General features: G+C 65.3%; 25 protein-coding genes. 11 read left to right on the top strand and 14 right to left on the bottom strand.

What is annotated here, in order from left to right; genetic code table 11:
• Window positions 1–3: 3 nt before the first annotated feature.
• From rimM to ffh, 5 genes are all read right to left on the bottom strand, one after another.
• Window positions 4–519, bottom strand: coding sequence for a ribosome maturation factor RimM (rimM, locus tag LR961_RS12695; RefSeq protein WP_232149761.1), 516 nt, complete (start codon window positions 517–519; stop codon window positions 4–6).
• A 37-nt stretch (window positions 520–556) separates the two neighbouring features.
• A complete protein-coding gene (gene rpsP / locus LR961_RS12700; RefSeq protein ID WP_232149769.1) occupies window positions 557–817 on the bottom strand; it encodes a 30S ribosomal protein S16 in 261 nt (86 codons plus the stop codon).
• 112 nt (window positions 818–929) lie between these two features.
• Window positions 930–1,748: an aminotransferase class IV family protein gene (locus tag LR961_RS12705; RefSeq protein ID WP_232149779.1), complete on the bottom strand. Its 819-nt coding sequence runs from the start codon at window positions 1,746–1,748 to the stop codon at window positions 930–932.
• Entirely contained in the window at window positions 1,745–2,821 is a 1,077-nt protein-coding gene (locus LR961_RS12710; protein ID WP_232151145.1) for a nitronate monooxygenase family protein, read from the bottom strand. The genes LR961_RS12705 and LR961_RS12710 overlap by 4 nt, the downstream gene beginning before the upstream one ends.
• 259 nt (window positions 2,822–3,080) lie before the next feature.
• Window positions 3,081–4,460, bottom strand: a complete 1,380-nt coding sequence (ffh, locus tag LR961_RS12715) for a signal recognition particle protein (protein ID WP_232149781.1) — start codon at window positions 4,458–4,460, stop codon at window positions 3,081–3,083.
• Between the two features lie 107 nt (window positions 4,461–4,567).
• Between ffh and ccsA the strand changes: the two genes are divergently transcribed.
• Window positions 4,568–5,359 carry a cytochrome c biogenesis protein CcsA gene (gene ccsA / locus LR961_RS12720; protein WP_232149791.1) on the top strand — a complete coding sequence of 264 codons (792 nt, stop codon included), beginning with the start codon at window positions 4,568–4,570 and terminating at the stop codon, window positions 5,357–5,359.
• 89 nt (window positions 5,360–5,448) lie between these two features.
• On the opposite strand, the gene radA is transcribed toward ccsA, so the two are convergent.
• Both radA and LR961_RS12730 read right to left on the bottom strand, forming a co-directional pair.
• A complete protein-coding gene (gene radA, locus LR961_RS12725) occupies window positions 5,449–6,834 on the bottom strand; it encodes a DNA repair protein RadA (RefSeq protein ID WP_232149793.1) in 1,386 nt (461 codons plus the stop codon).
• Window positions 6,835–6,906: 72 nt separating this feature from the next.
• Complete coding sequence (locus tag LR961_RS12730; protein WP_232149795.1) at window positions 6,907–7,620, bottom strand: AraC family transcriptional regulator; 714 nt, start codon at window positions 7,618–7,620, stop codon at window positions 6,907–6,909.
• A 686-nt stretch (window positions 7,621–8,306) separates the two neighbouring features.
• On the opposite strand from LR961_RS12730, the gene LR961_RS12735 reads away from it, so the two are divergent.
• Entirely contained in the window at window positions 8,307–8,714 is a 408-nt protein-coding gene (locus LR961_RS12735) for a hypothetical protein (protein ID WP_232149797.1), read from the top strand.
• Between the two features lie 186 nt (window positions 8,715–8,900).
• Here the strand turns inward: LR961_RS12735 and LR961_RS12740 are convergent, their stop codons facing one another.
• The 4 genes from LR961_RS12740 to hflK all read right to left on the bottom strand — a co-directional run bounded on the left by LR961_RS12740 (window position 8,901) and on the right by hflK (window position 12,891).
• Window positions 8,901–10,193: an adenylosuccinate synthase gene (locus tag LR961_RS12740; RefSeq protein WP_232149800.1), complete on the bottom strand. Its 1,293-nt coding sequence runs from the start codon at window positions 10,191–10,193 to the stop codon at window positions 8,901–8,903.
• 244 nt (window positions 10,194–10,437) lie between these two features.
• Entirely contained in the window at window positions 10,438–10,623 is a 186-nt protein-coding gene (locus LR961_RS12745) for a DUF2065 family protein (protein ID WP_232149810.1), read from the bottom strand.
• Between the two features lie 307 nt (window positions 10,624–10,930).
• The gene (locus LR961_RS12750) at window positions 10,931–11,794 is read right to left on the bottom strand and encodes a protease modulator HflC (protein ID WP_232149819.1); all 864 of its coding nucleotides are present in this window, start codon (window positions 11,792–11,794) and stop codon (window positions 10,931–10,933) included.
• A complete protein-coding gene (gene hflK, locus LR961_RS12755; RefSeq protein ID WP_232149828.1) occupies window positions 11,791–12,891 on the bottom strand; it encodes an FtsH protease activity modulator HflK in 1,101 nt (366 codons plus the stop codon). The genes LR961_RS12750 and hflK overlap by 4 nt, the downstream gene beginning before the upstream one ends.
• A 143-nt stretch (window positions 12,892–13,034) precedes the next feature.
• On the opposite strand from hflK, the gene LR961_RS12760 reads away from it, so the two are divergent.
• Window positions 13,035–14,030: an oxidoreductase gene (locus tag LR961_RS12760; protein ID WP_232149829.1), complete on the top strand. Its 996-nt coding sequence runs from the start codon at window positions 13,035–13,037 to the stop codon at window positions 14,028–14,030.
• Window positions 14,031–14,135: 105 nt separating this feature from the next.
• The gene (gene pilH, locus LR961_RS12765; RefSeq protein WP_232149830.1) at window positions 14,136–14,519 is read left to right on the top strand and encodes a twitching motility response regulator PilH; all 384 of its coding nucleotides are present in this window, start codon (window positions 14,136–14,138) and stop codon (window positions 14,517–14,519) included.
• Window positions 14,520–14,606: 87 nt separating this feature from the next.
• Here the strand turns inward: pilH and LR961_RS12770 are convergent, their stop codons facing one another.
• A complete protein-coding gene (locus LR961_RS12770; RefSeq protein ID WP_070208646.1) occupies window positions 14,607–14,789 on the bottom strand; it encodes a 30S ribosomal protein THX in 183 nt (60 codons plus the stop codon).
• A gap of 108 nt (window positions 14,790–14,897) precedes the next feature.
• Window positions 14,898–15,311, bottom strand: a complete 414-nt coding sequence (locus LR961_RS12775) for a MerC domain-containing protein (RefSeq protein WP_232149831.1) — start codon at window positions 15,309–15,311, stop codon at window positions 14,898–14,900.
• Window positions 15,312–15,452: 141 nt separating this feature from the next.
• On the opposite strand from LR961_RS12775, the gene LR961_RS12780 reads away from it, so the two are divergent.
• The 7 genes from LR961_RS12780 (at window position 15,453) to LR961_RS12810 (ending at window position 25,080) form a co-directional block, all read left to right on the top strand.
• Window positions 15,453–17,648, top strand: a complete 2,196-nt coding sequence (locus LR961_RS12780; RefSeq protein ID WP_232149832.1) for a TonB-dependent receptor — start codon at window positions 15,453–15,455, stop codon at window positions 17,646–17,648.
• Between the two features lie 323 nt (window positions 17,649–17,971).
• Window positions 17,972–18,400, top strand: coding sequence for a MarR family winged helix-turn-helix transcriptional regulator (locus LR961_RS12785; RefSeq protein WP_232149841.1), 429 nt, complete (start codon window positions 17,972–17,974; stop codon window positions 18,398–18,400).
• The gene (locus LR961_RS12790) at window positions 18,397–19,611 is read left to right on the top strand and encodes an MFS transporter (protein WP_232149843.1); all 1,215 of its coding nucleotides are present in this window, start codon (window positions 18,397–18,399) and stop codon (window positions 19,609–19,611) included. Before LR961_RS12785 ends, LR961_RS12790 begins: the two co-directional genes overlap by 4 nt.
• A 76-nt stretch (window positions 19,612–19,687) precedes the next feature.
• On the top strand, window positions 19,688–20,254 hold the full coding sequence (locus LR961_RS12795) for a TetR/AcrR family transcriptional regulator (protein WP_232149845.1): 567 nt from the start codon (window positions 19,688–19,690) through the stop codon (window positions 20,252–20,254).
• Window positions 20,254–21,906, top strand: coding sequence for an MFS transporter (locus LR961_RS12800; protein WP_232149848.1), 1,653 nt, complete (start codon window positions 20,254–20,256; stop codon window positions 21,904–21,906). The genes LR961_RS12795 and LR961_RS12800 overlap by 1 nt, the downstream gene beginning before the upstream one ends.
• Before the next feature lie 7 nt (window positions 21,907–21,913).
• Entirely contained in the window at window positions 21,914–23,020 is a 1,107-nt protein-coding gene (locus tag LR961_RS12805; RefSeq protein ID WP_232149849.1) for an HlyD family secretion protein, read from the top strand.
• Window positions 23,021–23,370: 350 nt separating this feature from the next.
• On the top strand, window positions 23,371–25,080 hold the full coding sequence (locus LR961_RS12810; protein WP_232149851.1) for an amidohydrolase: 1,710 nt from the start codon (window positions 23,371–23,373) through the stop codon (window positions 25,078–25,080).
• Window positions 25,081–25,183: 103 nt separating this feature from the next.
• Here LR961_RS12810 and LR961_RS12815 read toward each other — a convergent pair.
• The coding region (locus LR961_RS12815; RefSeq protein WP_232149853.1) for a hypothetical protein at window positions 25,184–25,518 on the bottom strand (335 nt) is incomplete at its 5' end.

Genomic DNA, 25,518 nt, shown 5'->3' on the forward strand with positions numbered 1-25,518 from the left:
ACCTTAGAACTCCGGGTCCCAATCAACCACGATCAGGTTGGCGTCGAAATCGACCGACTTGATGAAGTCCTCCATCACGAACGGCACCATCCGCTCGCGGTCGCCGCGAACCACCAGCACGTCGTTGGAGCCGGTGTTGAACAGGTGCGACACCTGCCCCAGCTTCACGCCTTCCACGGTCTGCACGTCCAGGCCTTCCAGGTCGACCCAGTAGTACTCATCCGGCTTCGGCGGAGGCAATGCACTGCGCGCGATGTAGATTTCGGTGCCGCGCATGGCCTCGACCACATCGCGGTCGGTCACGCCCGGGAAGGTGGCGATCAGGTTTTTGCCCGATTCACGGCCACGCACACCGGCAAGCTCGGACTCCTGCCCTGCGGGGCTGCGGAGGATCCAAGGCTGGTATTGGAAAATGGCGGAGCGTGGCTCGGTCCAGGACTCGAGCTTCATCTCGCCGCGCACACCAAAAGCGCCGGCAACCCTGCCCAGCAGGATCCGGCGCTCGGAATCTTTCTTCATAAACAGTCGGGCCGCGCTTTCGCGCGGCCCGTCAGGATCAGGCCGCAGTGGCCTGGGCCTTGGTCGCTTCCTTGTACAGGTTGCGAACCTTGTCGGTCAGCTGAGCGCCGTTGGCAACCCACTTGTCGACAGCGGCGATGTCCAGCACCACGCGCTGTTCAGCGCCCTGGGCAACCGGGTTGTAGTAGCCGACGCGCTCGATGTTGCGGCCGTCACGGGCGCTACGGACGTCGGTCACGATGATGTGGTAGAACGGACGCTTCTTGGCGCCGCCGCGGGTCAGTCGAATCTTGACCATGGTGGTTTTTCCTAAGTTGCCCAGTCGCCAGGATGGCGCGGTAAGCCGGCGATTATAGCGGCGGGTTTGTGCCATTCCAACCCTGTGCCCTGCTTTCCAGCTGAATGGGGCTTTAAGCGCCCGGACCATTCCCGTCCTGAAGCGGCAACCAAGGCGCCTGGCCCAGCGCCCGCTGCAACAGCGTCAGCAGCCGCTCCGAGCCCTCCAGCCGCGCGTCTCCGATCCTCAGCAACGGCCATATCCCGGCCGCATTGCAGGCAACCGCCCCGCGCATTCCGGCCAACGCCGGCAGATCGATCTCGCGCCAAACCGGGGCCTGCCCCAGCTCCTCAAGCCCCCGGATCAACAACGCCTCGGTGACCCCGCGCAGCGCGCAAGCCTGTGGCCAGATCACCTGCGCGCCATCCCAGAACGCCAGATTCCAGGTACTGCCTTCGCTGATGCGCCCGGCCTGGTCGACAAACAGCGCGTCGTCGAAGCCTTCGGCCATCGCCTGGCGCCGGTAGTGGAACAGCGGGAATGTACCCACATGCTTCAGGTGCGCCAGCTCCCGCTGGTAGCGCACCGGCACGACCGCGCGCCCGGCCACCGGCGACACCGCCGGAGCCCCGACTCCGATCAGCACATCCACCGGCACCGCACGCAGCGGCTGGCGGAAGTCGAACGCTTTGGAGAACACGGTGATGCGCACCGAGGCATCGGTCGCATCGCAGGCCGCCAATGCCTGCTTGAGCCAAGCCAGCAGCTGCGCCACGTCCAGCTGCGTATCGAACAGCTCACGCGTGCCCTGCTGCAGGCGCTGCACATGCAGGGCCCAGCCTTGCACGGCACCGTCCCGCACTTGCAGCGAGGTGAAATGCCCGTAGTTGACCAGCGCCGACCCCAGCAACGACGCATCGACCGGCTGGCCGTTGCAGAACAACCTGCTCACAGCAGCTCCTGCGCCTGTGCCCATATCGCACGCTGGATCTCGGCCGCCGGCGCGCGACGCGCCAACCAGGCCGACTGCCCTGCCCAGGCCTGCATCGCTGCGAGCCGGTTGTCAGCACTGGCCTGCCTGCGCATGCCGGCAGTCAAACCACGCTGCACCGGATAGGGCTGCGGCGACGGGGCTTCGGCCGCAGCCGCCGCACGCACGTAATCGGTCGCCAATGCGCGGCCGAGCCGGCCGCTGAAGGCCCGGGTTGCACAGGTCGTCTCAGGCTCGGCGGCAGCCAGAGCGTCGCGCCAAGCGGATGGAATGTCGGATTCCTCGGCAGCAAGAAAGGCAGTGCCCACCTGCACGGCACTGGCACCGAGCAACAGCGCGGCAGCCACGCCACGGCCATCGGCGATGCCGCCAGCGGCGATCACCGGCACATCCAGGTTATCGACCAGTCTCGGCAGCAGCGCGAACAAACCCACCATCTGCCGTTCGGCCTGGGCCGCATCGAAGGCACCGCGATGACCACCGGCCTCCATGCCCTGCGCGATGACGGCATCGGCACCAGCCGCCTGTGCCTGCAGGGCTTCGGCCAGCGTGGTGGCGCAGGCAAACCAGGCGATGCCGGCATCCTTCAGCCGCTGCACCTGCGCTGACGAAAACACGCCCATGATGGTCGAGGCCACCGCAGGCCGGGCCTGGATCAGCGCATCGAACTGGGCATCGAAATCGGCCGGACCTGCATCACCTGCGGAGGCCGGCACGTCCGGGCCCCATTGGGCGAGGAACTGGCGCGTTGCGGCTTCGGCCACCGGTTCACGCAGCGGCGCCGGATCGGGAATCCAGACATTGACCTGTGCCGGGCCCGGCGACTGCACGCGAAAGGCATCCATCCACTGCCCGATTTGTTCCGGCGCGGACAACACCGCACCCATGGCGCCCATACCACCGGCATTGGCCACGGCGGCCGAAAGCGGCACCGGGCAGGCGCCGGCCATCGGTGAAAGCAGGATGGGGAGTTCAACGCCAAAGCGTTGGCAGAAGGATGCAACGCGCTGCTGGATGAGCGGATTCATTGGCAGAACTGACTCCAACCTGGGGACTGCTGGAATTGTCTGAATCCAGCCTTCAAGCCACGGACGGTGCAGCAGACGAAGCGATCATGTCGCTCGCGGGCAAAGCCAGCGCGAACGGATGGGATGGCAGAAGCAAAGCCCCTCATCCGCCCCTCTTGGGGGCACCTTCTCCCATCAACGGGAGAAGGGAAAACAACCGTTGCATTCACACATGTTGCGTTCACACATCGAGCCGCCGGAACGCTCCAGCCAAGCCCGCGCAACATCAACGGAACGGCAGACCACCCTTGCCGCCCATGGCGCCAAGCATGCCCTTCATGTTGCGCATCATGCCCTTCATGCCACCACCGGCAAGCTTGCCCATCATCTTTTCCATCTGCATGTACTGCTTCATCAGCTTGTTGACGTCGGCCGGCTGGGTACCGGAGCCACGCGCGATGCGGGCACGACGCGAACCATTGAGCAGCCCCGGGTTGCGACGCTCCTTCTTGGTCATCGAGCTGATGATGGCGATCATGCGCGGCACTTCCTTGCTCTGCGTGACCTGCTGCTTGAGGTGGTCCGGGATCTGGCCCAGGCCCGGCAGCTTGTCCATCAGGCCGCCAATGCCGCCCATGTTCTGCATCTGTTCCAACTGGTCGCGCATGTCGTTCAGGTCGAACTTCTTGCCCTTGGCGACCTTCTCGGCCAGCTTCTGCGCCTTTTCCTTGTCGACCTGCTGCTCGACCTGCTCCACCAGCGACAGCACGTCGCCCATGTCCAGGATGCGGCCGGCCACACGCTCGGGATGGAACACGTCCAGCCCGTCGACCTTTTCGCCGGTACCGGTGAACTTGATCGGCTTGCCGGTGATGTAGCGCACGCTCAGTGCGGCGCCACCACGGGCGTCACCGTCGGTCTTGGTCAGCACCACGCCGGTCAGCGGCAGCGCCTCGCCGAAAGCCTTGGCGGTGTTGGCCGCGTCCTGGCCGGTCATCGAATCGACCACGAACAGGGTTTCGGCCGGGTTGACCGCCGCGTGCAGGGCCTTGATCTCGGCCATCATCGCTTCGTCGATGGCCAGGCGGCCGGCGGTATCGACCAGCAGCACGTCAACAAAGGACTTGCGCGCGTCATCAATGGCGGCGCGGACGATGTCCACCGGCTTCTGCTCGGCGCTGGACGGGAAGAACAGCACGCCGACCTGGTCGGCCAGTGTCTTCAGCTGCTCGATCGCGGCCGGGCGATAGACGTCGGCCGAGACCACCATCACCTTCTTCTTGCGCTTTTCTTTCAGGTGCTTGGCCAGCTTGCCGACCGTGGTCGTCTTGCCCGCACCCTGCAGGCCCGCCATCAGGATGATGGCCGGCGCGGGAACGTTGAGGTTCAGGTCGGTGGCCTGCGAGCCCATCACTGCGGTCAGCTCGTCACGGACCACCTTGATCAGCGCCTGGCCCGGAGTCAGCGACTTGAGCACTTCCTGGCCGACCGCGCGGACCTTGATCTTCTCGACCAGCGCCTGCACCACCGGCAGGGCCACATCGGCCTCGAGCAGGGCGATGCGGACTTCGCGGGTGGCCTCGCGGATGTTTTCCTCGGTCAGGCGGCCGCGTCCACGCAGGCGCTCGATGGTGCCGGAAAGGCGCTGGGTCAGTGACTCGAACATGCGGGCGAACCTGTGGTGCGTGGAAACAGAGCGGGCAAGTATAACGGGCAGCCCGCACGCTCGCCGGATCGCTTCGCCCGCAGCGGCCGGTGTGCGAAACTGCCGCGATGACAATAGTTCTCATCGCCACCGCTCTCTATCTGCTGGCCACGGCCCTGCTCGTACGCGGACTGGCGGCCGACCGCTCCGCGCCGCCACGCACCTGGCTGTTGCCGGCGGTCGCCGCAGCGGTGCTGCATGGCAGTTACCACCTGCTGGTGGCGATGCGCACGTCCGGCGGCCCGGACATGCATTTCTTCGCCGCGCTGTCGCTGGTGGGCCTGGGCATGGCGGTGCTGACTGCGCTGGTCGGCGCGCGTGGACGCATGGCGGCGCTGGGCGTGGTGGTGTTCCCGATGGCCGCCCTGCTGTTGTTGGCCTATCACGGCTACGGGCACGAACCGAGCAAGGCACTGGGCTGGCGCCTGGCCGCCCATGCCTGGCTGGCGTTGCTGGCCTACGCCACGCTGAGCATCGCCGCGCTGCTGGCGATCATGCTGTGGCTGCAGGAACGCGCCCTGCGTCAGCGTGATTTCCGCCCCTGGCTGCGGGCGCTGCCGCCACTGAGCGATCTGGAAACGCTGCTGTTCCGCACGATCGCCGTCGGCTTCAGCTTGCTGACGCTGACCCTGGTGACCGGCGTGCTGTTCGTCGATGACCTGCTGGCGCAGAAGCTGGTGCACAAGACCGTGCTCAGCGTGCTGTCGTGGATCGTGTTCGGCACGCTGCTGATCGGCCGCCGCCGCTACGGCTGGCGCGGCAGCAAGGCGGTGCATTGGACCTTGAGCGCGATGGCGCTGTTGCTGCTGGCGTTCTTTGGCAGCCGGTTCGTGATCGAGCTGGTGCTGGGCAGCAACTGAACCAACCAAAATAGTGCCGAGCCACGCTCGGCACGAAACATTTCCGGCAAAGCCCCTGCGGAGCATGGCTCCGCTCTACCGTTCAAGCGTTATTCGGCGGCCGCTTCCAATGCCTCGGACAAGCGCTCCACCGCGATCACTTCCATGCCTTTCACCGAGCCGGTCTTGGGCGCATTGGCCTTGGGCACGATGGCGCGCTTGAAGCCATGCGTGGCGGCTTCGCGCAGGCGATCCTCGCCATTGGGCACCGGGCGGATTTCACCGGACAACCCCACTTCACCGAATGCAATCGTCTTCTCGGCCAACGGCCGGTCCTGCAACGAGGACAGCACCGCCAGCAGCACCGGCAGATCGACTGCGGTTTCCTGTACGCGGATGCCGCCAACCACGTTGACGAACACGTCCTGGTCGCCGACCACCACGCCGCCATGACGGTGCAGCACCGCCAGCAACATCGCCAGACGGTTCTGCTCCAGGCCCACCGCGACACGACGCGGGTTGGACAACGGCGAGGAGTCCACCAGCGCCTGCACTTCCACCAGCAGCGGGCGGGTGCCTTCGCGGGTGACCATCACGCAGCTGCCGGGCTGTCGGGTACTCCCGCCGGACAGGAAGATCGCCGACGGATTGGGAACCTCTTTCAGGCCCTTGTCGCCCATGGCGAACACGCCCAGTTCGTTGACCGCGCCAAAGCGGTTCTTGAACGCGCGCAGCACCCGGAAACGACTGCCACTCTCGCCTTCGAAGTACAGCACCGCATCGACCATATGCTCCAGCACGCGCGGGCCGGCGATGCCGCCTTCCTTGGTGACGTGGCCGACCAGGAACACCGCGGTTCCGGTTTCCTTGGCAAAGCGCACCAGCCGCGCCGCACTCTCGCGCACCTGGCTCACCGACCCCGGCGCAGCGGTCAACGATTCGGTCCAGAGCGTCTGCACCGAATCGGCCACGATCAACTTCGGACGCGAACTGGCCGCGTGCTGCAGGATGTTTTCCACCCCGGTTTCGGCCAGTCCATTGAGGCCATCCAATGGCAGGTCCAGGCGCACTGCGCGGCCGGCCACCTGCGCCAATGATTCTTCGCCGGTGACGTACAGCACCGGCAGCGTGCTGGCCATCTTCGCCAGCGCCTGCAGCAACAAGGTGGACTTGCCGATGCCCGGGTCGCCACCGACCAGCACCACCGCGCCTTCAACCAGACCTCCGCCCAGCACCCGGTCGAACTCGCCGATGCCGGTGGAAACCCGCAGGTGCTCGGTCTGCTGCACGTCCTTCAGTGCGGTGATCTTCGGCGCCTCGACCTTGCCGGCCCAGCCGCTGCGGCGCGACGCCGGCGACTTCGCGGCAGCAGCGCTTTCCAGCACGATTTCGCTGAGCACGTTCCATGCGCCGCATTCGGTGCATTGGCCCTGCCACTTGCTGTACTCGGCACCGCATTCGGTGCAGACGTAAGCGCTGGTACGGGTCTTGGCCATGGAGGCTCCTGCTGCGGGGGACCGCAGGATAGCCGAGGCCCGTCGCAACCGCTGCGACCGGGCCGGCGTGACTCAGGCCTGCGCGTTCTTGGCGGCGATCATCGCCCGGTACTGGCGCGGCGCCATGCCCACTTCGGCCTTGAACTTGCGGGTGAACGCGCTCTGGTCGGTGAAGCCACAGGCCTGGCCGATGCTGGCCACGCTGTCCTCGCCGTGCAGCAGGTGCAGCGCGATCTGGATCCGCAGGCGGGTCAGCACCTGCTGCGGGGTCATCTGGAACACCTTGCGGAACGAACGCTCCAGCTTGGACAGCGAGAACCCGGTGATGTCCAACAGGGTCTGCATGCGCACGTTTTCGGCGTAATGGTTGTTGAGGTAATCCAGCGCCAGCCGCAGCGGCTCGTACTGCGACTCCAGCCCGCCACGCTGGCCCAGGTCGCGGGAGATGCCGATCAGCCCGACCACCTTGCCGTCCTCTTCCACCGGCCGTTTGCAGGTCAGGCACCAGCCCGGCTGCTGATTGGCCAGCAACTGCAACTCCATGACGTTTTCGATGACTTCACCGGCCAGCACGCGTGCGTCCTGCTCGACGTAGGCTTCGCTCATACCGACCGGATACAACTCATCGGCACGCTTGCCGATCACTTCACTGCGCGACTTCACCCCGAGCCGCTGCATCATCGTCATGTTGACGTGGGTGTAACGCCCCTGCGTGTCCTTGGCAAAGAACAGCACGCTGGGAATGGCGTCGAACAGGGCTTCGATTTCGGCGGGGTCGATACGCATCTGGGACTACTGAAAAGCAGGAAAGAAAGGGAGCTTGTGTCCGGACAATAGCCGAGACGCCAAGATGCCATAGAAGTCGGTAGTGGACGTCAGGGCCCCATACCATCCACGACGAGTGCTGGTCGGTTCGGATTTCAACACGCCCGCGAACCGGAACGGTCCACCACCTGCGACCCGGCGTCGCCGGGCATGAAGCCAGGTCGCCGGCATCACGTCCGCTGCCGTGTCACTGCTGGATCCGTTCATGGCACCTCGGGGTTGATGATCACCAGCGCTGCCCGGCGACGGCATCGCTGCGCCTTCGCGCCGTGCATTGGATCGCAGTGCGGCTCGACACGCGTTAGCTGGCATTGATCTTCCGGGTACGGACCGAGTCTCGTCTTGAGCAATTCAATCTGACATGCGGCCGAACTCAGCACAATCGAAAGCCTGCAGGACAAAGCTGAATCCGTCTGAATATGCCAATTCCCACATCTCGACAACGATACATCGCCGAATCCGACACAAACGAAAGGAAAGCACATCTGAACGATATGCCATCACGATCATCACCAGCGATACCGCGCCCACATCCAGCCACCCGGCCACGCCAGCACCGCGCCAAGCCCGGCATCCGCCAGATCAGGACAAGTGCCCTGCCCGCATAGCCGGCATCATCGGCGACACCTGCAAACCGAAGCCGCGCCATGAGCCAAGCCTCCACCCCGAACCACTACGCCGTCGGCCAGCTGTGGGCCTGCAAGGGCCGCCACGCCGACGAGCAGCCCACTCTGCTGATCAACCGCATTGATCAGCACCCGCTCGGCGGCAACATCTATCACGTCACTTTGGGCGCACTGAAGATCCGTCACCCCGGCCTCCCGGGCGGCTACATGACCCAACTGGACCACGCACCGGTCACCGAGCAGACCCTGCAGCGCAGCGAGCTGCGCCTGATCGGCCAGCGCGATCCGGACCCGTCGTACCAGAAGGGCTACGCGCAGTGGCGCCAGGCCTTTGACGACGGCCAGGCCGGCTCGTTCGGGGTTAGCACGCCGACCATCCTGGAAATCGTCGAACGCCGCATCAACGACATCCCGCTCGACCAGGCCTGAGCTGTCACCGGCTCTCAAGCGCGACGACCATAGAATTCCGTTACGCACGGATGCCGACCGCGCGAGGTTCACGCTGGCGACCGGCCCCGCGCCTTGACCAAGACGTGGCCTGCCGGCGCCCCAATGACAACGCCCCGCTTTGAGCGGGGCGTTGTTTCAATCATCGTTCGCAACTAATGGCTGCGATCAGCCCCACGGATCCTGCAGGACCATGGTGTGGTCGCGGTCCGGACCGGTCGAAACGATCGAGATCGGGCAACCTGCCAGTTCTTCCAGCGCGCGCAGGTAAGCACGGGCGGCCGGCGGCAGCTTGTCCCACTCGGTGACGCCGTGGGTGTTCTCGCTCCAGCCCGGGAACTCCAGGTACACCGGAGTGCATTCTTCCCAACCCTGCGCATCCAGCGGCGCGTACTCGGTACGCTTGCCACGGTATTCGTAGGCGATGCAGATCTTCAGCTTTTCCATGCCGTCGAGCACGTCGAGCTTGGTGATGCACAGGCCGGAAATACCGTTGATGGCCACAGCGCGCTTCAGCGCAACGATGTCCATCCAGCCGCAGCGACGCGGACGGCCGGTCGAAGCACCGTACTCGGCGCCACGGTCACGAATGCCCTGGCCGATTTCATCATCCAGTTCAGTCGGGAACGGACCACCGCCAACGCGGGTGGCGTAGGCCTTGGCGATGCCCAGCACGTAGTCGATCGCATCGGCGCCAACACCGGCACCGGCCAGTGCGCCGCCGACGGTGGTGTTGGAGCTGGTGACGTACGGATAGGTGCCGTGGTCGATGTCCAGCAGCGCGCCCTGCGCACCTTCGAACAGCACGCGCTTGCCCTGCTTGCGCAGGTCATGGCAGATGCCGGCAACGTCGGACTTCATCGGCTCGACGTACTCGCCGAAGGCCAGCGCTTCCTGGTAGACGGTGTCGAAATCCACCGCTTCCACGCCCAGGTACTTGGTCAGCACGAAGTTGTGGTAATCCAGCGCGGCGCGCAGCTTTTCAGCCAGCTGTTCCGGGTAATGCAGGTCGGCGATGCGGATGCCGCGCCGCGCCACCTTGTCTTCATAGGCCGGGCCGATGCCGCGACCGGTGGTGCCGATGGCCTTGCCGCCGGCTGCCTTTTCGCGGGCCTGATCCAGCGCGATGTGGTACGGCATGATCAGCGGCGCGGCCGGGGAGATCTTCAGGCGCGAACGCACTTCAACGCCGGCCGTTTCCAGCTCTTCGATTTCCTTGCGCAGCGCAGCCGGCGAAATCACCACGCCATTGCCGATCAGGCACAGTGCGTCATCGCGCAGGATGCCGGACGGAATCAGGTGCAGGACGGTCTTCTTGCCGTTGATGACCAGCGTATGGCCAGCATTGTGACCACCCTGGAAACGGACCACTGCACCGATTTCCTCGGTCAGCAGATCGACGATCTTGCCCTTGCCTTCATCGCCCCACTGGGCGCCGAGAACAACAACTGATTGACCCATGACGGGTAACTCCTGAATTTGCTGCGGCCATCGGGGCCGCGGACGGGGCCGCGCATCGCAAAGCATCCGCCACGGTGGAAGCCCCATCGGGGAGCGTCCGGCAAACGCGAAGGCCATACACGGAAAAAGCCGAACGAGGCGCTCTGTTTGGAGCAGTCCCGACCGGCTTTTGTGGATTATCCGGGTTTTGTCTGACGGCTTCCACCCCTTGGCGTCACGCCCACCGGAGCCGGTGGCCGCCCGTTCAGTGGCGTGACCACCACAGCGCCGCCAGGCCGACGACCAGAACCAGCACGCCCATCCTGCGCAGGGCAGCTGACGGCAATTCCAGCAATTGCGCGGCCATGCGCTTCCACGCCGATGGCGCGGCGAACAGGAACAGGCCTTCGAGGACAGCGACGAGGCAGAGAGCGGAGAAGAGGTCGTTCATTGGATCCAGGGAGCAAGACTCGGGCTTGAGCTTTGGCTTTGGCCTTCGACCATCCCTTCTCCCGCTTGCGGGACGACAGGTCGGCAGGACTGCCGATCTGTACGACTTGGCCGCCCGGAGGATGAGGTACATGGATGTGCCGAGTACAGGTGCCCGCAGGGCGGATAGGGGCCAGGCGCTCTATTCAAGCTGCCCTCCCCCGCTGCGCCAGCCCTTGCGCTGACGCAAGGGCGTTCGATGGGCAGCGAACCGGTGGTTCGCAAACTGCCCCTCTCACCAACGGGAGAGGGGCCATGAGCAACTGCGCTCAGCGATCGTTCTTCAGGTACTGCAGGAACGGGTCGTTCTTGTCGAGCACGATCACGCCGTTGCCGTCAGTCATCGAGCCACGGTAGGCCTCCAGGCTGCGGTAGAAGGCATAGAACGACGGGTCAGCCGAACCGGCCTTGCCATAAATGGCGGCAGCCTGGGCATCGCCTTCACCACGCAGCTGCTGCGCATCACGCTCGGCTTCAGCCACGATCACGGTGCTTTCGCGGTCGGCCTGGGCGCGGATGGTCAACGACTGTTCCTCACCTTCGGCGCGCAGCTTGGCGGCCTCCTGCTTACGCTGCGCACGCATGCGCTCGTACACGTCGGTGATCACCTGGCTGTCGGTCGGCAGGTCGATCTGCTTGATGCGCAGGTCCACGATCTGCATGCCCAGCGGCACGATTGCCTCGTTGATGCTCTTCAGCTGGCCGGCGATCAGCTCGCCACGGTCACCGGACACCAGCGCCTGGAGCGTGCGCGAGTTGATCTGGTTGCGCAGCGAGTCGGTGATGATCGGCGCCAGGCGCGCATTGGCGACCTTGCCGTCACCGCCGGTGGCGCGGTAGTACGAGCGCACATCGGAGATGTAGCCGATGGCGAAGAAGTCGACGCTGACGTCCTTCTGTTCGGCTGTGAAGTAGCGCGCAGGAGCCGTGTCCAGCACCTGGAAGCGGCGGTCGAACACCCGCACCGTTTCCACCAATGGCACCTTGAAGTGCAGGCCCGGCTTGATGTCCGCGCGCACCACCTTGCCCAGGTTCAGCACCATCGCGGTCTGGTCTTCACGCACCACGTAGACCGAGCCCAGCAGGCCCAGCAGCACCACGACCAGCAGGCCGATTCCAAGAGAATTTTTCATCGACCGGCCTCCTCACGACTTGCCGAGCGCGAGACCGAACGGTCCGCATTGCGAATGCTGTCGGCAGCGGCCGGCAGTGCCGGCACCACCATTTCCGGGGTCAGCTGCGGCGCATTGCCCGAGGTTTTGCCCGCATCGACCGGCATCGGCACGTAGATCAGCTGGCGGCCATCGCCACCGATGACCTTGCGGTTCTCCGACAGCACCTGCTGCACGGTTTCCAGCCACAGGCGCTTGCGGGTGACTTCCGGGGCGTTCTTGTACTCACCCTGCAACAAGGTGAAGCGGCGCGCATCACCTTCGGCGCGGGCCACGGAGGCCTGCTTGTAACCTTCGGCGGTTGTGCGTGCACGCGAGGCCTGGCCACGCGCTTCCGGTACCACCTTGGCCGCGTAGGCCTGGGCTTCGTTGATCAGGCGTTCCTTGACCTGCTGGGCGCCGTTGACCTCGTCGAAGGCCGGCTTCACTTCTTCCGGCGGACGCGCGTCGGGCAGGGTCAGGCCGGTGACGCTCAGGCCAGTGTTGTAAGCCTTCAGCGAAGCCTGCAGGCGCTGCTCGGCGACCACGGCCAGCGGGCCGCGGTTGTTGAGCACGGTGTTCAGGTCAGCACGACCAACCTGCTCACGCACGGCACTCTGCGCGGACTGCTCCAGCATCTGGTCGGCATCAACCGTGCCGAACAGGTACTGGCGCGGGTCGTCCACGCGGTACTGCACGTTCACCGACACGTTGACGATGTTCTCGTCGCGGGTCAGCACCGGCACGTTGCTGCTGAAGGTCTTGATCTGGGTCGCATTGACCTTGACCACCGACTCGATCGGCCACGGCAACTTGAAGTTCGGGCCCGGCTGCAGGATGCGCGAGAACTGGCCGAAGCGCAGCACCACGCCGCGCTGCTGTTCGCCGATCAGCTGGAAGCTGGAGAACAACACCAGCAACGCCACCGCAATCAGCACCCAGCGCCAGATACCGCCATCAAACAAGTCGCGCAGAGGTCCGGGCAGGCCACCGCCCCAACCACCCCCATTGCCGCCGCGTGGCTTGCGGGGCGCTCGGTTGTCGTCCCCACTGTTGCCGCCGGGTGTATTCCAGGCCATGCATGCTCCATCTGTAAGGGCCGGGTGCGGGTTGGTTCCCACCTGCCCAGCCATCAATCGAATCCCGATTCTACAAGATGGGGCAGACCTGCCGTTTAGCAACCGCTATCTTGGACATCCCCCGTTCCAACGCAGGCCCGAGCATGTCCGTGACCACCCCGTTCCCCGCCTTCCGCATCCACAGTGACGACGCCGGCTACCGCAGCGGCGTGGAGCCGCTGGCGCTGGACCAGCTCAGCCCCGGCGAGGTGGTGATCCGCGCCCGCTGGTCCTCGGTCAACTACAAGGACGCGCTGGCCGGTACCGGCAAGGGCAAGATCCTGCGCCGCTTCCCGCTGGTCGGCGGCATCGACGTGGCTGGCGAGGTGGTCGCCTCCACCGACCCGGCCTTCCGCGAAGGCGACGCCGTGCTGACCACCGGCTGCGGCCTGAGCGAAACCCGCGACGGCGGCTACAGCCAGTACGTCCGGCTGGAATCGAAGTGGGTGATCCCACTGCCCGCCGCACTGTCGCTGCGCGAGGCCATGGTGCTGGGCACGGCCGGCTTCACCGCCGCACTGGCCTTGTTCCGGATGAAGGAGAACCGCCAATCGCCCGCCCACGGCCCGCTGGCGGTCACCGGTGCCACCGGCGGCGTCGGTTCGCTGGCGGTGGACATCTTCAGCCGCGCCGGGTTTGAGGTGCACGCCGTCAGCGGCAAGGCCGAGGCGGCTGACTACCTCACCGCGATCGGCGCCAGCCAGGTGCTGGGGCGCGATGCGCTGGCCACCAGCCGGCCGATGGAATCGGCGCGTTTCGGCGGCGGCCTGGACAACGTCGGCGGCCCGATGCTGGTCAGCCTGCTGGCGCAGACCACGCCCTATGGCAACGTCGCCTCGGCCGGCCTGGCGGCCACCGCCGAGCTGGACATGACGGTGATGCCCTTCATCATCCGCGGCGTTTCGCTGCTGGGCGTGGCCTCGGCCGGTACCGCCCGCGACGTGCGCGAGCAGGTCTGGCAGCACTTGGGCAGTGACTGGAAGCCGCGCCACCTGGACCGCATCTGCACCCGCGAAGTCGGCCTGACCGAGCTGCCGGAGGTGTTCGAAACGATGCTGGCCGGCAACTCCTTCGGCCGCACCGTCGTAAGAATTGATTGAACCCGGTCACGCCGCGCCATGGACGTGACGCACGCCGCTTCACGTCCATGCCGGGCCGGCACTACACTCGCCCGCATCTTGGGGAAACAAGGTAGTGGGGAACACATGGCACGCATCCTTATCGTCGACGACTCACCGTCGCAGCTGATGGGCATCCAGCGCATCGTCGAGAAGCTGGGGCATGAAACCTTCACCGCCACCGACGGCGCGGCCGGGGTGGAAGCGGCCAAGCAGGTGCTGCCGGACCTGGTGCTGATGGATGTGGTGATGCCCAACCTCAATGGTTTCCAGGCCACCCGCACGCTCAAGCGCGAAGCCAGCACCCAGCACATCCCGGTCATCCTGGTCACCACCAAGGACCAGGACACCGACCGGTTGTGGGGCATGCGCCAGGGCGCCAAGGCCTATATCACCAAGCCGTTCTCCGAAGAGGAGCTGTCGGAGGTGATCGCCCAGGTGTTCAGCGCCGAGGCGCCGCCGGCGGCCTGAGCAACACCGCGTTCCGTAATGCCGGAACCGCAGCCACAAAAAAAGCGGCGCAAGCGCCGCTTTTTTCTTCACCACGCCTGGCGGGAATCAACCGGCCTTGGCGACGGCCTTCTTGGCAACAGCCTTCTTGGCCGGAGCCTTGGCGACAGTCTTCTTGGCGACCGGCGCAGCAGCGCCCACGGCCACCTTGCTCACCACATGCGAGCGCGAATTGCCGTAGCTGGCGTTATAGCGCTTGCCCTTGGCGGTCTTGCGGTCACCCTTACCCATGTCGTCAACTCCTTAGTTTTGAATCCCAAAAAAACCCGTATTTACACGGGTTTGGCGAGGCCGCAACGGGCGCCCTCACACATGAGATGGAAGCCTAGCACGCGCCCCTCAATGTGCGCAGCTGGCGTCGTGAACGTGCCGGTGATTCAGTCGCAGATTGAGCAGATGGGCCAGGCCAACCAGCACACCGCCGACGGTCATCACCACCGCATGCGGCACCCGCGAATGGTGCAGTTCCGGGTGCAGCAGGCCGGCCCACAGCAGCAGCAGCCCCGGTACCAACCAGGCCAGCGCCAACAGCGCGCGATGCCGGTAGTAGCCCCAGATCAGGCTGGCCAGGCCCAGCAGCGTCACGAAGATGACCACGGTCCATTCGACGCTGTCGCTCAACCAGAACGACAGCCCGATCGACGGAGCCACCGCCAGCAGCGCCGGCAATACCGCGCAATGCACCGCGCACAACAGGGAGCCGGTCGCTCCGAAGCGATCAAGGAACTGGCGTAGCGCGGTCGGTAGAGGCATGACTTCCAGCAGGGCGGCAGAGCGTTATGGAATAATATAACATTATCTCGAACCCGCGCCGAACACCTGTCGCTTCCTCCCCTGGCCGCAGGTTCAGCACGCCAACCAAGTGATACACAGTAACAACAAGGGCACCTTCCAATGCATGCACTTCCCCGTCACTTCAACCGCCGCCTGCTGGCCGTCGCGCTGAGCGCCGCCCTGCCCGGCCTCGCCCTGGCTGCCGACGACAACGACGCCAGCGGCCAGAGCCACCATCTGACCGAGCTGTCCACCGTCAAGGTCACCGCCTCGCCGTTGCAGGGTCCGGCCGAATCGCTGGCCCGCCCGGTGGACGTACTTGCCGGTGAACGCCTGGACGAGCAGAAAGCCGGCACGCTCGGCGACACCGTCGGCAAGTTGCCCGGCGTGCAGAGCACCTTCTTCGGCCCCGGCGTGGGCCGCCCGATCATCCGCGGCCAGGAAGGCCCGCGCGTGCAGGTACTGTCCAACGGCGTGGGCAACATGGATGCCTCCACCGTCAGCGCTGACCATGCCACCAGCATCGAGCCGTTCCTGGCCGATCAGATTGAAGTGCTCAAGGGCCCGGCGACACTGCTGTTCGGCAGCGGCGCGATCGGTGGCGCGGTGAACGTGGTCGATGGCCGCATCGCCAGCGAGATCCCTGACCGCCCGCTCAGCGGCCGTGCCGAACTGCGTGGCAACTCGGTCAATGAAGAACGCAGCGGCATGTTCCGGCTCGATGGCGTGAGCGGCAACTGGGTGCTGCATGTCGATGGCCTGGTGCGCAACGGTGACGACTACCGCATCCCCGGCTATGCGGTGATCGATGGCCTGGAAGACCACGACGGGCATGACCACGATCCTGCCGACGGTGACGAACCGCGCCGTGGCCGCCTGGACAACAGTTCGATCCGCACCCGCGCCGGTGGCCTGGGCGCGACCTGGCTGGGTGAAGGTGGCTACTTCGGCGTATCGGCCGGCACCTACCGCACCAACTACGGCATTCCCAATGGTGCGCACGTCCATGCCGATGACCATGGCCATGATGATCACGACCATGACCACGACCATGGGGAAGAAGGCGAAGAACACGATGTCCGCATCGACATGGTGCAGAACCGCTTCGACATGAAGGCCGGCATCTACAACCCGACCTCGTTCCTGAAGAACATCAACCTGCGCGCCGGCTACACCGATTACGAACACACCGAACTGGAAGCCGGCACGCCGTCCACCCGCTTCACCAACCGTGGCATTGAAGGCCGGCTGGAAGCGGTGCAGCAGCAGATTGGCGGCTGGGATGGTGCGTTCGGCCTGCAGGTCAGCAACGGTGATTTCGGCGCGAAGGGCGAGGAAGCCTTCGTACCGGACACCGGCACGCAGAGCGTTGGCCTGTTCGTGTTGCAGGAAAAGCAGTTCGGCCCGTTCAAGCTGGAACTCGGCGGCCGCCATGACCAGGTCAAGCTCGACCCGGCCGACAGTAACCCGCGCCGCAAATTCGATGCCACCAACCTGTCGGCAGCCGGCATCTGGAAGGTCAATGAAGCGGTTGACCTGCGCTTTGGCATCGACAGCTCCGAGCGTGCACCGACCAATGAGGAGCTGTACGCCGCCGGTGCGCATATCGCCACCCGCTCGCTGGAAATCGGCGATGCCAACCTGAAGACCGAGCGCGGTCAGCGCGTCGAGCTGGGCATCCATACCCACAGCGACCGCCTGGATTTCACCGCGTCGATCTACCAGACCAAGTTCAAGGACTTCATCTATCTGGCCGACACCGGCGTGGTCGAATCGCTGCCGGTGCGCTTGTGGACCCAGCAGGACGCCACTTTCAAGGGCGCCGAGGCCGAGGCGACGGTGCATCTGTTCGAAGGCAATGCCGGTGACTGGGACCTGCGCGTGTTCGGCGATTACGTGAAGGCCGAACTCGATGGCAGTGGCACCCGCACGGTTGCGCTGGCGGTGCCGCATGGTGACCACAACCACAACTACACGGTGGATCTGGCCAACAGCGGTTACCTGCCGCGCATCGCCCCGACCCGCGTTGGTGCCGACCTGCGCTGGTCACGCGATGGCTGGCGTGCCTCGCTGGGCGCGGTGCGCTACGGCAGCCAGAAGGATGTGGCACAGAACGAGGAGCCGAGCCCGGGTTACACGCTGGTGGATGCGCACTTCGCCTATCGCTGGGACCGCAATGGCAGCAACAGCTACGAAGTGTTCCTGGACGGCAACAACCTGACCAATCGTGAGGCCCGTCCGCATACCTCGCTGCTGCGTGACTACTCGCCGTTGCCGGGCCGTGGCGTGGCGTTCGGCATCCGCGCCTGGTTCTGATCGTCAACGCTTGGACGGCTCGATCCGGTAGCGGCGAGCCGTGCTCGGCGGGGGCCGCTGGCGATCCTGCGGACTGGCAACGGCTTGCCCTCACCCCAACTCCTCTCCCGTAAACGGGAGAGGGGCTTTCGGCTTTCCGGCTCCCGGCCCCGTTTCTGGGACTTTCACTCTGCCATCCCTGTTTAGGGGCTTTGATTCTCCCGGCACCGGCTTCCGCTCCTTCCTGCTTCCGCACTTCCACGCGATGCCAGCGTTCCATCTTCGTCACGCCAAATAGGTGCATATGCACATAAACTGCGGACCATCACTTCCCGGATGCCGTGATGGACACCAGCAGCCCTTGCACCTGCTTCCAACTGCGCCGCGCCGCGCGCCGGGTTTCGCAGGTTTATGACCACCACCTGGCCGCCGCTGATCTCAGCCTCAACGCCTATTCCATCCTGCGCCGGGCCCGCGAACCGCGTTCGCTGGGCGAATTGGCCGACGCGCTCGGCATGGACCGCACCACCCTCAGCCGCAATCTGAAACCGCTGGTCGATAGCGGGCTTCTCGCCTCGCAACCCGGCAAGGACTCACGCCAGCGCCGCCTGCACATCACCGCAGCGGGCAGGCGCCGGCTGAAGAAGGCTTTTCCCTTGTGGCAGCGTGCGCAGGAAGACGTCGAGGCCGCGTTCGGCAGCACCCGCGTGGCCGGCCTCAACCGGCAGCTGGAAGCGCTGACCCAGGTGCTGGATGCAGGAGTGAGCGCATGAATCCCACGCCCTTGGGTCGCACGCCGTGGGGCGTGCTGGTGGTTGCCTCGGCACTGTTGATGGTGACGATGGGGGTACGCCAGACCAGCGGCCTGCTGATCAACCCCATCCACTCGTCCACCGGCCTGAGCATTGCCCAGATCAGTTTTTCGCTGGCCATCGGCCAGTTCGTATGGGGCGCGGTGCAACCGGTGTTCGGCGCGCTGGCCGACCAGCGTGGTCCGCTGCCGGTGCTGGTTGGCGGCGGCCTGCTGCTGGCGGCCGGGCTGGTGCTGGCAACGCTGGTGCCCAGCGCCTGGGGCCTGAACCTGAGTTTCGGCCTGCTGCTCGCCGCCGGCGCCGGTGCGGGCAGTTTCTCCGTGCTGATTGGCGCCAGCGCCTGGCGCGTCCCGGCAAACAAGCGCTCGATGGCCGCCGGCATCATCAATGCGGGCGGCTCGCTGGGGCAGTTCCTGTTCGCGCCGCTGGTGCAGGTGCTGCTTACCGCCATGGGCTGGGTGCGGACCCTGTACGCATTGGCGGTCATCGTGCTGCTGTCGTTGCCGCTGGCCTGGCCGCTGCGCAAGCGTTCAACACGTGCGCAAGGCGGCGCCGATGGCGAAGGGCTACGCCCGCAGTTGCAGCGCGCACTGCGTGATCGCAGCTACTTGTGCCTGCACCTGGGTTTCTTCACCTGCGGCGTGCATATCGCCTTCCTGGTCACCCACCTGCCGGGCGAGATCGCCCTGTGCGGCCTGTCGCCAACTGTGTCATCGATTTCACTGGCGCTGATCGGGTTGTTCAATGTCGCCGGCAGCCTGATCGTCGGCGCCTTGGGCGAACGCTTCCGCATGAAGTGGCTGCTGTTCTGGATGTACCTCAGCCGCGCGGTACTGATCGCGATCTATCTGGTCTCACCGCCAACACCGACGACCTTCTATCTGTTCTCCGCAGCGCTGGGGTTCACCTGGCTGGCCACCGTGCCGCCCACTGCCGGCCTGGTCGGCAAGCTGTTTGGGCCGTGCCACATGGGGACCCTGTTCGGGCTGACCTTGCTCTCGCACCAGATCGGCGGTTTCTTCGGCGCCTGGCTGGGCGGTGTGGCGCTGGAATACGGCGGCGACTACAGCTGGATGTGGTACGCCGACATGGCTCTGGCCGCGCTGGCCGCGCTGGTCAACCTGCCGATCCGCGAGGCTGTGGTGAGGCCGATGACGACGGCCGCCGGCTGAACCGTACAGAAGTGTCCGCTTCCAGGAGTACTGTCGCCCATTGAAATCGGACATTTTTGTCCGGATCATGGCAGCCATGACTTCGATCCGTTCCGACGCCGCCATCCGCCGCAGCCAACTGCTGGACGCCGCCGATGCGGTGTTCGGCGAACACGGCATCAATGCACCACTTGATCTGGTGGTCGAACGCGCCGGCGTGGGCCGCGCCACGCTCTACCGCAACTTTCCCGACCGCGCCTCGCTGGTCGGGGCCATGCTCCAACGCACCGTCGCCCAGCTCGAAGCGCACCTTGAAGAACTGGAAGGCCGGGACGACGCCCTGTTCGAAGTGTTGTCCGGCATGGCTCGGCGCATCGTCGAATCACCCGCGTTGGCCGACTACTGGCGCGCCGTGGACCAGGAAGCGCCCGGCGTGCGCGCCGCCCGCGAACAGGTGCTTGGGCTGATGGAGCCAGCGCTGATCCGCGCCAAGCACGCCGGCCTGTGCCGCCAGGACCTGCAACTGGCGGATGTATCGCTGATATCGACCATGCTTGGCGCCGCACTGCGCGGGCGTACCCATGAAGACCGCAAGGTGCTGGCCCAACGTGCGATGGAGTTGCTGCGGCCCGGCCTGTCAGAACCGGCAGGCAAGGCCCGGTGATGAAGCCGCTCAAGCCCATTCCCGACTGGGAGGATCACGAAAAACCCAGTCTGCCCGGCGGTGCCTCAATGCCGTGGCATCCGCCACATCGGCGCGCGGCCTATGCAGCGGTCGCGGTGCTGGTGGCGCTAACCGGTGGACTGGGCAACGCGTTGATCAGCGCCAACCTGCCATTGATCACCGGGCAGATGGGCCTGCAGACCGCTGAAGGCAACTGGCTGGTGGCGGCGTACCTGATGGTCAATGTCAGCGCCAACCTGCTGGTGTTCAAGTTCCGCCAGGAATACGGCCTGCTGCTGTTCGCCGAGATCGGCCTGGGCGTGTACGCGGCGCTGGCGGTGCTGCATCTGTTCGTCGGCAATCTGACCACCACCCTGCTGGTCCGCGCCGGCAGTGGCTTTGCCGGTGCCGCCTGCACCACGTTGGGCGTGCTGTACATGCTGCAGGCTGCTCCACGCAAATACGTCGGGCAGATGCTGGTGGTCGGCATGAGCCTGTCGATGCTGGCCACGCCGGTCGCGTGGCTGCTGTCGCCGGGCCTGCTCGACCGCGGTGAATGGCAGAACCTGTATCTGTTCGAAGCCGGCCTGGCGCTGTGCTCGTTCGCGGCGGTGGTGCTGTTGAAACTGCCGCCCGGCATCCAGATCAAATCATTCGAGCGCACGGACTTCCTTACCTTCGCCCTGCTTGCACCGGCATTGGCGCTGCTGGTGATCGTGCTCAACCAGGGCTTCGTGCGCTGGTGGTTCGACACGCCGTGGCTGGGCTGGTTGTTGGCGCTGGCGGTAGTGCTGCTCACCACCGGGCTGTGCATCGAGCAGCAGCGCCGCAACCCGCTGCTGCAGGTGCACTGGCTGCTGGGCGCGACGATGGTGCGCTTCATCATCGGTGCGTTCCTGATCCGCTTCCTGACCAACGAACAGAACTACGGCATGGTCAGCATGATGCGCGCACTGGGGATGGGGCCGGACCAGATGGCGCCGTTGTTTGGCGTGATCCTGTGCGGCGTGCTGGTAGGCATCGCCGTCAGCGCGCTGACCTTCGGGCCGAAGGCGCTGATTCCGCAGCTGGCGGCATCGATCATCCTGTTGGGCACGGCCGCCTTCCTCGACCAGCACCGCACCAGTCTGGACCGGCCGATGAACTTCGCCATCAGCCAGTTCCTGGCAGCCGTAGGCAGCGGCATGTTCATGGGCCCATTGATGCTGATCGGCATCCAGCGCGCGCTGGCACGCGGCCTGGACCACATCGTGTCGTTCGTGGTGATCCTGTCCCTGACCCAGAACTTCGCCAGCCTGACCGGTTCGGCGCTGCTGGGCAGCTACCAGCTGCACCGCGAACATGTCTACTCCACCGAGCTGGTCAACAACCTCAACGCCGCCGACCCGCAGGTAGCGCAGCGCCTGCAACAACAGCAGCAAAGCTACGCGCGGCTGATCACCGACCCGGTGCAGCTCAAGGCGCAGGCCAGCGCGGCCCTGGCGGCAAGCGCCAAGCGCGAGGCCAACGTACGCGCGTTCAACGATGTGTTCGCGCTCAGCGGTTGGATCGCCATCGGCTTCCTGAGCTGGTTGTTGATCGAAGTACTGGTGCGCGACCGAAGAATCAGACAGGTGATCCGGCCCGACAAGGCCGCAACGCCCTCACGTTGAGGCTCCCATGAGCAAGCAGACCGACAATTCCCCCGCCGAGCCGACGCCGGTTTCCAAGTACAACCGCCCCAGCCGCACCAGCGTGGTGGTGATGATCGTCATCGCCCTGATCGGGCTGACGCTGATCCTGCGCGCCTGGCAGCTGTGGCCGTTCAGCAGCAGCACCATGCACACCGACAATGCCTACGTGCGCGGCCAGGTCACGGTGCTGGCACCGCAGGTCAATGGCTATGTCACGCAGGTGCTGGTCAAGGATTTCGACCACGTGAAGCAAGGCCAACCGCTGCTGCACATCGACGACCGCATCTATCGCGAAAAGGTGGAACAGGCCAAGGCGTCGCTGGACGATGCCCGTGCGCAGTTGGCCAACTCCGACCAGAGCCAGGCGCAGAACCGCGCGCAGATCGCCTCGGCGCGGGCCAGCTTGTCTGCCGGACAGGCCGAGCAGCAGCGCACCCGCACGGAACTGCGTCGTTACGAAACACTGGCCGCGCAGCAGCTGATCTCCAACAGCGAGCGCGACCGGCTGCGCGCCAGCGCGCAATCCACCACCGCCAGCGTGACCCAGTCGCAGGCCGCCATCCGCATCGCCGAGGAAAACCTCACCGCCACCCAGGTGGCGCGGCGCGGCTTGGAAGCCAAGGTCGCCAACGCCGAAGCCTTGTTGAAGCTGGCGCAGATCGACCTGGACAACACCGTCATCAGCGCGCCGCGCGATGGCCAGGTGTCCGAAGCCAGCGTGCGCCTGGGCCAGTACGTCAGCGCCGGCAGCCAGCTGCTGTTCCTGGTGCCCGACAACCTGTGGGTGGTGGCCAACTTCAAGGAAGGCCAGACCTGGAACATGGCCATCGGCCAGCCGGCAACCTTCAGCGTGGATGCGTTCCGCGGGCAGACGCTGACCGGTCATATCGAACAGATCGCACCGGCCACCGGCTCGGAGTTCTCGGTACTCAAGCCGGACAACGCCAGCGGCAACTTCACCAAGGTGGTACAGCGTTTGCCGATCCGCATCGCCATCGATCCAGATCAACCGTTGGCCAAGCGCCTGCGGCCCGGGATGTCGGTCATTGTCGAAGTGGATACCGCCGCAACGCCCGAGCAGCCAACACCATAGCGGCACCCGCGTTTCTGTAGGAGCGGCGTAAGCCGCGAAGCTGGCAATGCTGCCACCGCAGGAACAACCGCAATCAAGCGAGGCCGGATTACAGGCTGCATGACATCGTAAGCAGCAGTAGCTTCGCGGCTTATGCCGCTCCTACAACGACCCGCTTTCGCAGGAGCGGCCTCGGCCGCGAAGCTGGCAATGTTGCCGCCGCACGAACAATCGCAATCAAGCATCGCCGGATCACACATTGCAAAACACCGTAAGCAGCAGCCTCGCGGCTTACACCGCTCCTGCAGCTCACAGGCTGCTCGGGAAGCCTGGGTTAGGCTGTCGGCAGTTATCTGCAATGGAGTCCTGCGATGCGCCTGAACCTGACCCTTTCGATACTGGCGGTACTGGCTGCACCCGGCGTCCATGCCGCGCCCCATGCCGACACGCTCTACAGCGGCGGCCCCATCATCACCATGGACGACCGCCAGCCCAACGCCGAAGCCATCGTCGTTCGCGAAGGCAGGATCGCTTTCGTCGGCACCGGCAAAGCCGCGCGCGCCTTCAGCCCGGATGCACGGCAGGTGGATCTGCACGGGCAGACGCTGACCCCCGGCTTCATCGATGCCCATGGGCATGTCTCCGGTGTGGGCCTGCAGGCACTGTCGGCCAACCTGCTGCCTGCACCCGATGGCGAAGGCAATTCCATCCCGGCGCTGCAGAAGATCATGCGTGACTTCCGCGCACATCCAAGTACGCCCGAGGGCTACAAGGTGCTGATCGGTTTCGGCTACGACGACTCACAGCTGGTCGAACAGCGTCATCCCACCCGCCAGGATCTGGATGCAATCGCCACCGACATCCCGATCATCCTGATGCACCAGTCCGGTCATCTCGGCGCCTACAACAGCAAGGCGCTGGAGCTGGCCGGCATCAATGCCGACACACCCAATCCTCCCGGCGGCGTGATCCGCCGCGAACCGGGCAGCAACATCCCTGATGGTGTGCTGGAGGAAAGCGCGCACAACCTCGCGCTGGCCAAGCTGATGCCGGCGATGACCCTGGAACAATCGCTGGCCATGCTCGAAGCCGGGCAGGCGCTGTACATGAAGTACGGCTACACCACCGCGCAGGATGGCAAGACCGACGCTGGCACCCTGCAACTGCTGCCGCTGGCAGCCAAGGCCGGCAAGCTGAAGATCGACGTGGTGGCCTATCCCGATATCGAAGTAGCGCTGCACAACCCGGCGATGCAGGGGCCGCTGTATGGCCTGAACTACACCGATCACTTCCGCATCGGCGGGGTGAAAATCAGCCTGGACGGCTCACCGCAGGGCAAGACCGCATGGCTGAGCAAGCCGTATTACAAGGTTCCCGAAGGTGAGAAGCCGGACTATGCCGGCTACCCGGCGTTCCCCGATGCCAAGGTCAACGACTTGATCAGCCAAGCCTGGGGCCACGGCTGGCAGGTGCTGGCCCACGCCAACGGTGACGCTGCGATTGACCAGCTCATCCACGCCGTTGCCGCTGCCGAAGCCGCGCATCCGGATAAGCACTTGATGCCGGTGCTGATTCACGGACAGACCCTGCGCAGGGACCAGGTGGCTGAAATCCGCAAGCTCGGCATCTTCCCGTCGCTGTTCCCGATGCACACCTATTATTGGGGCGATTGGCACCGCGAGTCGGTGCTGGGCCCGGAGCGTGCCGAAAACATCTCGCCCACGCGCTGGGTGCTCGATGCCGGGATGAAGTTCACCTCACATCACGATGCACCGGTGGTGTTCCCGGATTCGATGCGAGTGCTGGACGCCACCGTCAACCGTGTCACGCGCAGTGGCTATGTGCTCGGCCCGGATCAGCGGGTGACCCCGGAACAGGCCATGAAATCGATCACCTTGTGGGCAGCCGAGCAGTACTCGGAACAGGCCAGCAAGGGTTCGATTGAAGTGGGCAAGCGTGCGGACCTGGTGGTGCTGTCGGACAACCCGCTGACCATCGCCCGCCCGCAGCTGCACACCATCAAGGTGCTGCAGACCATCAAGGATGGCGAAGTGGTTTACAGCGCCAAGCCGTCGCCGTAACGGTCGGCGGTTGCCTGCGTTCTTGGGAGCGGGTTTGTAGGTGCGGCGTAAGCCGCGAAGCTGACGATGCTCCCGCCGCAGGGACAACCGCAATCCAACATTGTCAGATGGCAAGCCGCACCACATCGGAAGCGGCAGTGGCTTCGCGGCTGAAGCCGCTCCTACGGTGGCCCTGTTTTTGCAGGAGCGGCGTAAGCCGCGAAGCTGGAGTTGTTTCCGCCGCAGGAACCGTCGCAATCAAACATTGCCAGATGGCAGGCCGCACCACGTCGGAAGCAGCAATGGCTTCGCGGCTGAAGTCGCTCCTACGGTGGCCCTGTTTTTTAGGAGCGGCGTAAGCCGCGAAGCTGGAGTTGTTTCCGCCGCAGGAACCGTCGCAATCAAACATTGCCAGATGGCAGGCCGCACCACGTCGGAAGCAGCAATGGCTTCGCGGCT

The sequence above is a fragment of the Stenotrophomonas sp. SY1 genome (assembly GCF_021202945.1).
GTDB lineage: Bacteria > Pseudomonadota > Gammaproteobacteria > Xanthomonadales > Xanthomonadaceae > Stenotrophomonas.

What these genes read in the sequence shown, in the direction of transcription:
- LR961_RS12810 (WP_232149851.1), top strand. Translation starts at nt 23,371, where the DNA reads ATGCGCCTGAACCTGACCCTTTCGATACTGGCGGTACTGGCTGCACCC.
- LR961_RS12785 (WP_232149841.1), top strand. Translation starts at nt 17,972, where the DNA reads ATGGACACCAGCAGCCCTTGCACCTGCTTCCAACTGCGCCGCGCCGCG.
- LR961_RS12735 (WP_232149797.1), top strand. Translation starts at nt 8,307, where the DNA reads ATGAGCCAAGCCTCCACCCCGAACCACTACGCCGTCGGCCAGCTGTGG.
- hflK (WP_232149828.1), bottom strand. Translation starts at nt 12,891, where the DNA reads ATGGCCTGGAATACACCCGGCGGCAACAGTGGGGACGACAACCGAGCG.
- LR961_RS12805 (WP_232149849.1), top strand. Translation starts at nt 21,914, where the DNA reads ATGAGCAAGCAGACCGACAATTCCCCCGCCGAGCCGACGCCGGTTTCC.
- LR961_RS12770 (WP_070208646.1), bottom strand. Translation starts at nt 14,789, where the DNA reads ATGGGTAAGGGTGACCGCAAGACCGCCAAGGGCAAGCGCTATAACGCC.
- LR961_RS12740 (WP_232149800.1), bottom strand. Translation starts at nt 10,193, where the DNA reads ATGGGTCAATCAGTTGTTGTTCTCGGCGCCCAGTGGGGCGATGAAGGC.
- LR961_RS12775 (WP_232149831.1), bottom strand. Translation starts at nt 15,311, where the DNA reads ATGCCTCTACCGACCGCGCTACGCCAGTTCCTTGATCGCTTCGGAGCG.
- rpsP (WP_232149769.1), bottom strand. Translation starts at nt 817, where the DNA reads ATGGTCAAGATTCGACTGACCCGCGGCGGCGCCAAGAAGCGTCCGTTC.
- LR961_RS12795 (WP_232149845.1), top strand. Translation starts at nt 19,688, where the DNA reads ATGACTTCGATCCGTTCCGACGCCGCCATCCGCCGCAGCCAACTGCTG.
- LR961_RS12745 (WP_232149810.1), bottom strand. Translation starts at nt 10,623, where the DNA reads ATGAACGACCTCTTCTCCGCTCTCTGCCTCGTCGCTGTCCTCGAAGGC.
- ffh (WP_232149781.1), bottom strand. Translation starts at nt 4,460, where the DNA reads ATGTTCGAGTCACTGACCCAGCGCCTTTCCGGCACCATCGAGCGCCTG.
- pilH (WP_232149830.1), top strand. Translation starts at nt 14,136, where the DNA reads ATGGCACGCATCCTTATCGTCGACGACTCACCGTCGCAGCTGATGGGC.
- rimM (WP_232149761.1), bottom strand. Translation starts at nt 519, where the DNA reads ATGAAGAAAGATTCCGAGCGCCGGATCCTGCTGGGCAGGGTTGCCGGC.
- LR961_RS12750 (WP_232149819.1), bottom strand. Translation starts at nt 11,794, where the DNA reads ATGAAAAATTCTCTTGGAATCGGCCTGCTGGTCGTGGTGCTGCTGGGC.
- LR961_RS12780 (WP_232149832.1), top strand. Translation starts at nt 15,453, where the DNA reads ATGCATGCACTTCCCCGTCACTTCAACCGCCGCCTGCTGGCCGTCGCG.
- LR961_RS12800 (WP_232149848.1), top strand. Translation starts at nt 20,254, where the DNA reads ATGAAGCCGCTCAAGCCCATTCCCGACTGGGAGGATCACGAAAAACCC.
- LR961_RS12760 (WP_232149829.1), top strand. Translation starts at nt 13,035, where the DNA reads ATGTCCGTGACCACCCCGTTCCCCGCCTTCCGCATCCACAGTGACGAC.
- radA (WP_232149793.1), bottom strand. Translation starts at nt 6,834, where the DNA reads ATGGCCAAGACCCGTACCAGCGCTTACGTCTGCACCGAATGCGGTGCC.
- ccsA (WP_232149791.1), top strand. Translation starts at nt 4,568, where the DNA reads ATGACAATAGTTCTCATCGCCACCGCTCTCTATCTGCTGGCCACGGCC.
- LR961_RS12730 (WP_232149795.1), bottom strand. Translation starts at nt 7,620, where the DNA reads ATGCGTATCGACCCCGCCGAAATCGAAGCCCTGTTCGACGCCATTCCC.
- LR961_RS12790 (WP_232149843.1), top strand. Translation starts at nt 18,397, where the DNA reads ATGAATCCCACGCCCTTGGGTCGCACGCCGTGGGGCGTGCTGGTGGTT.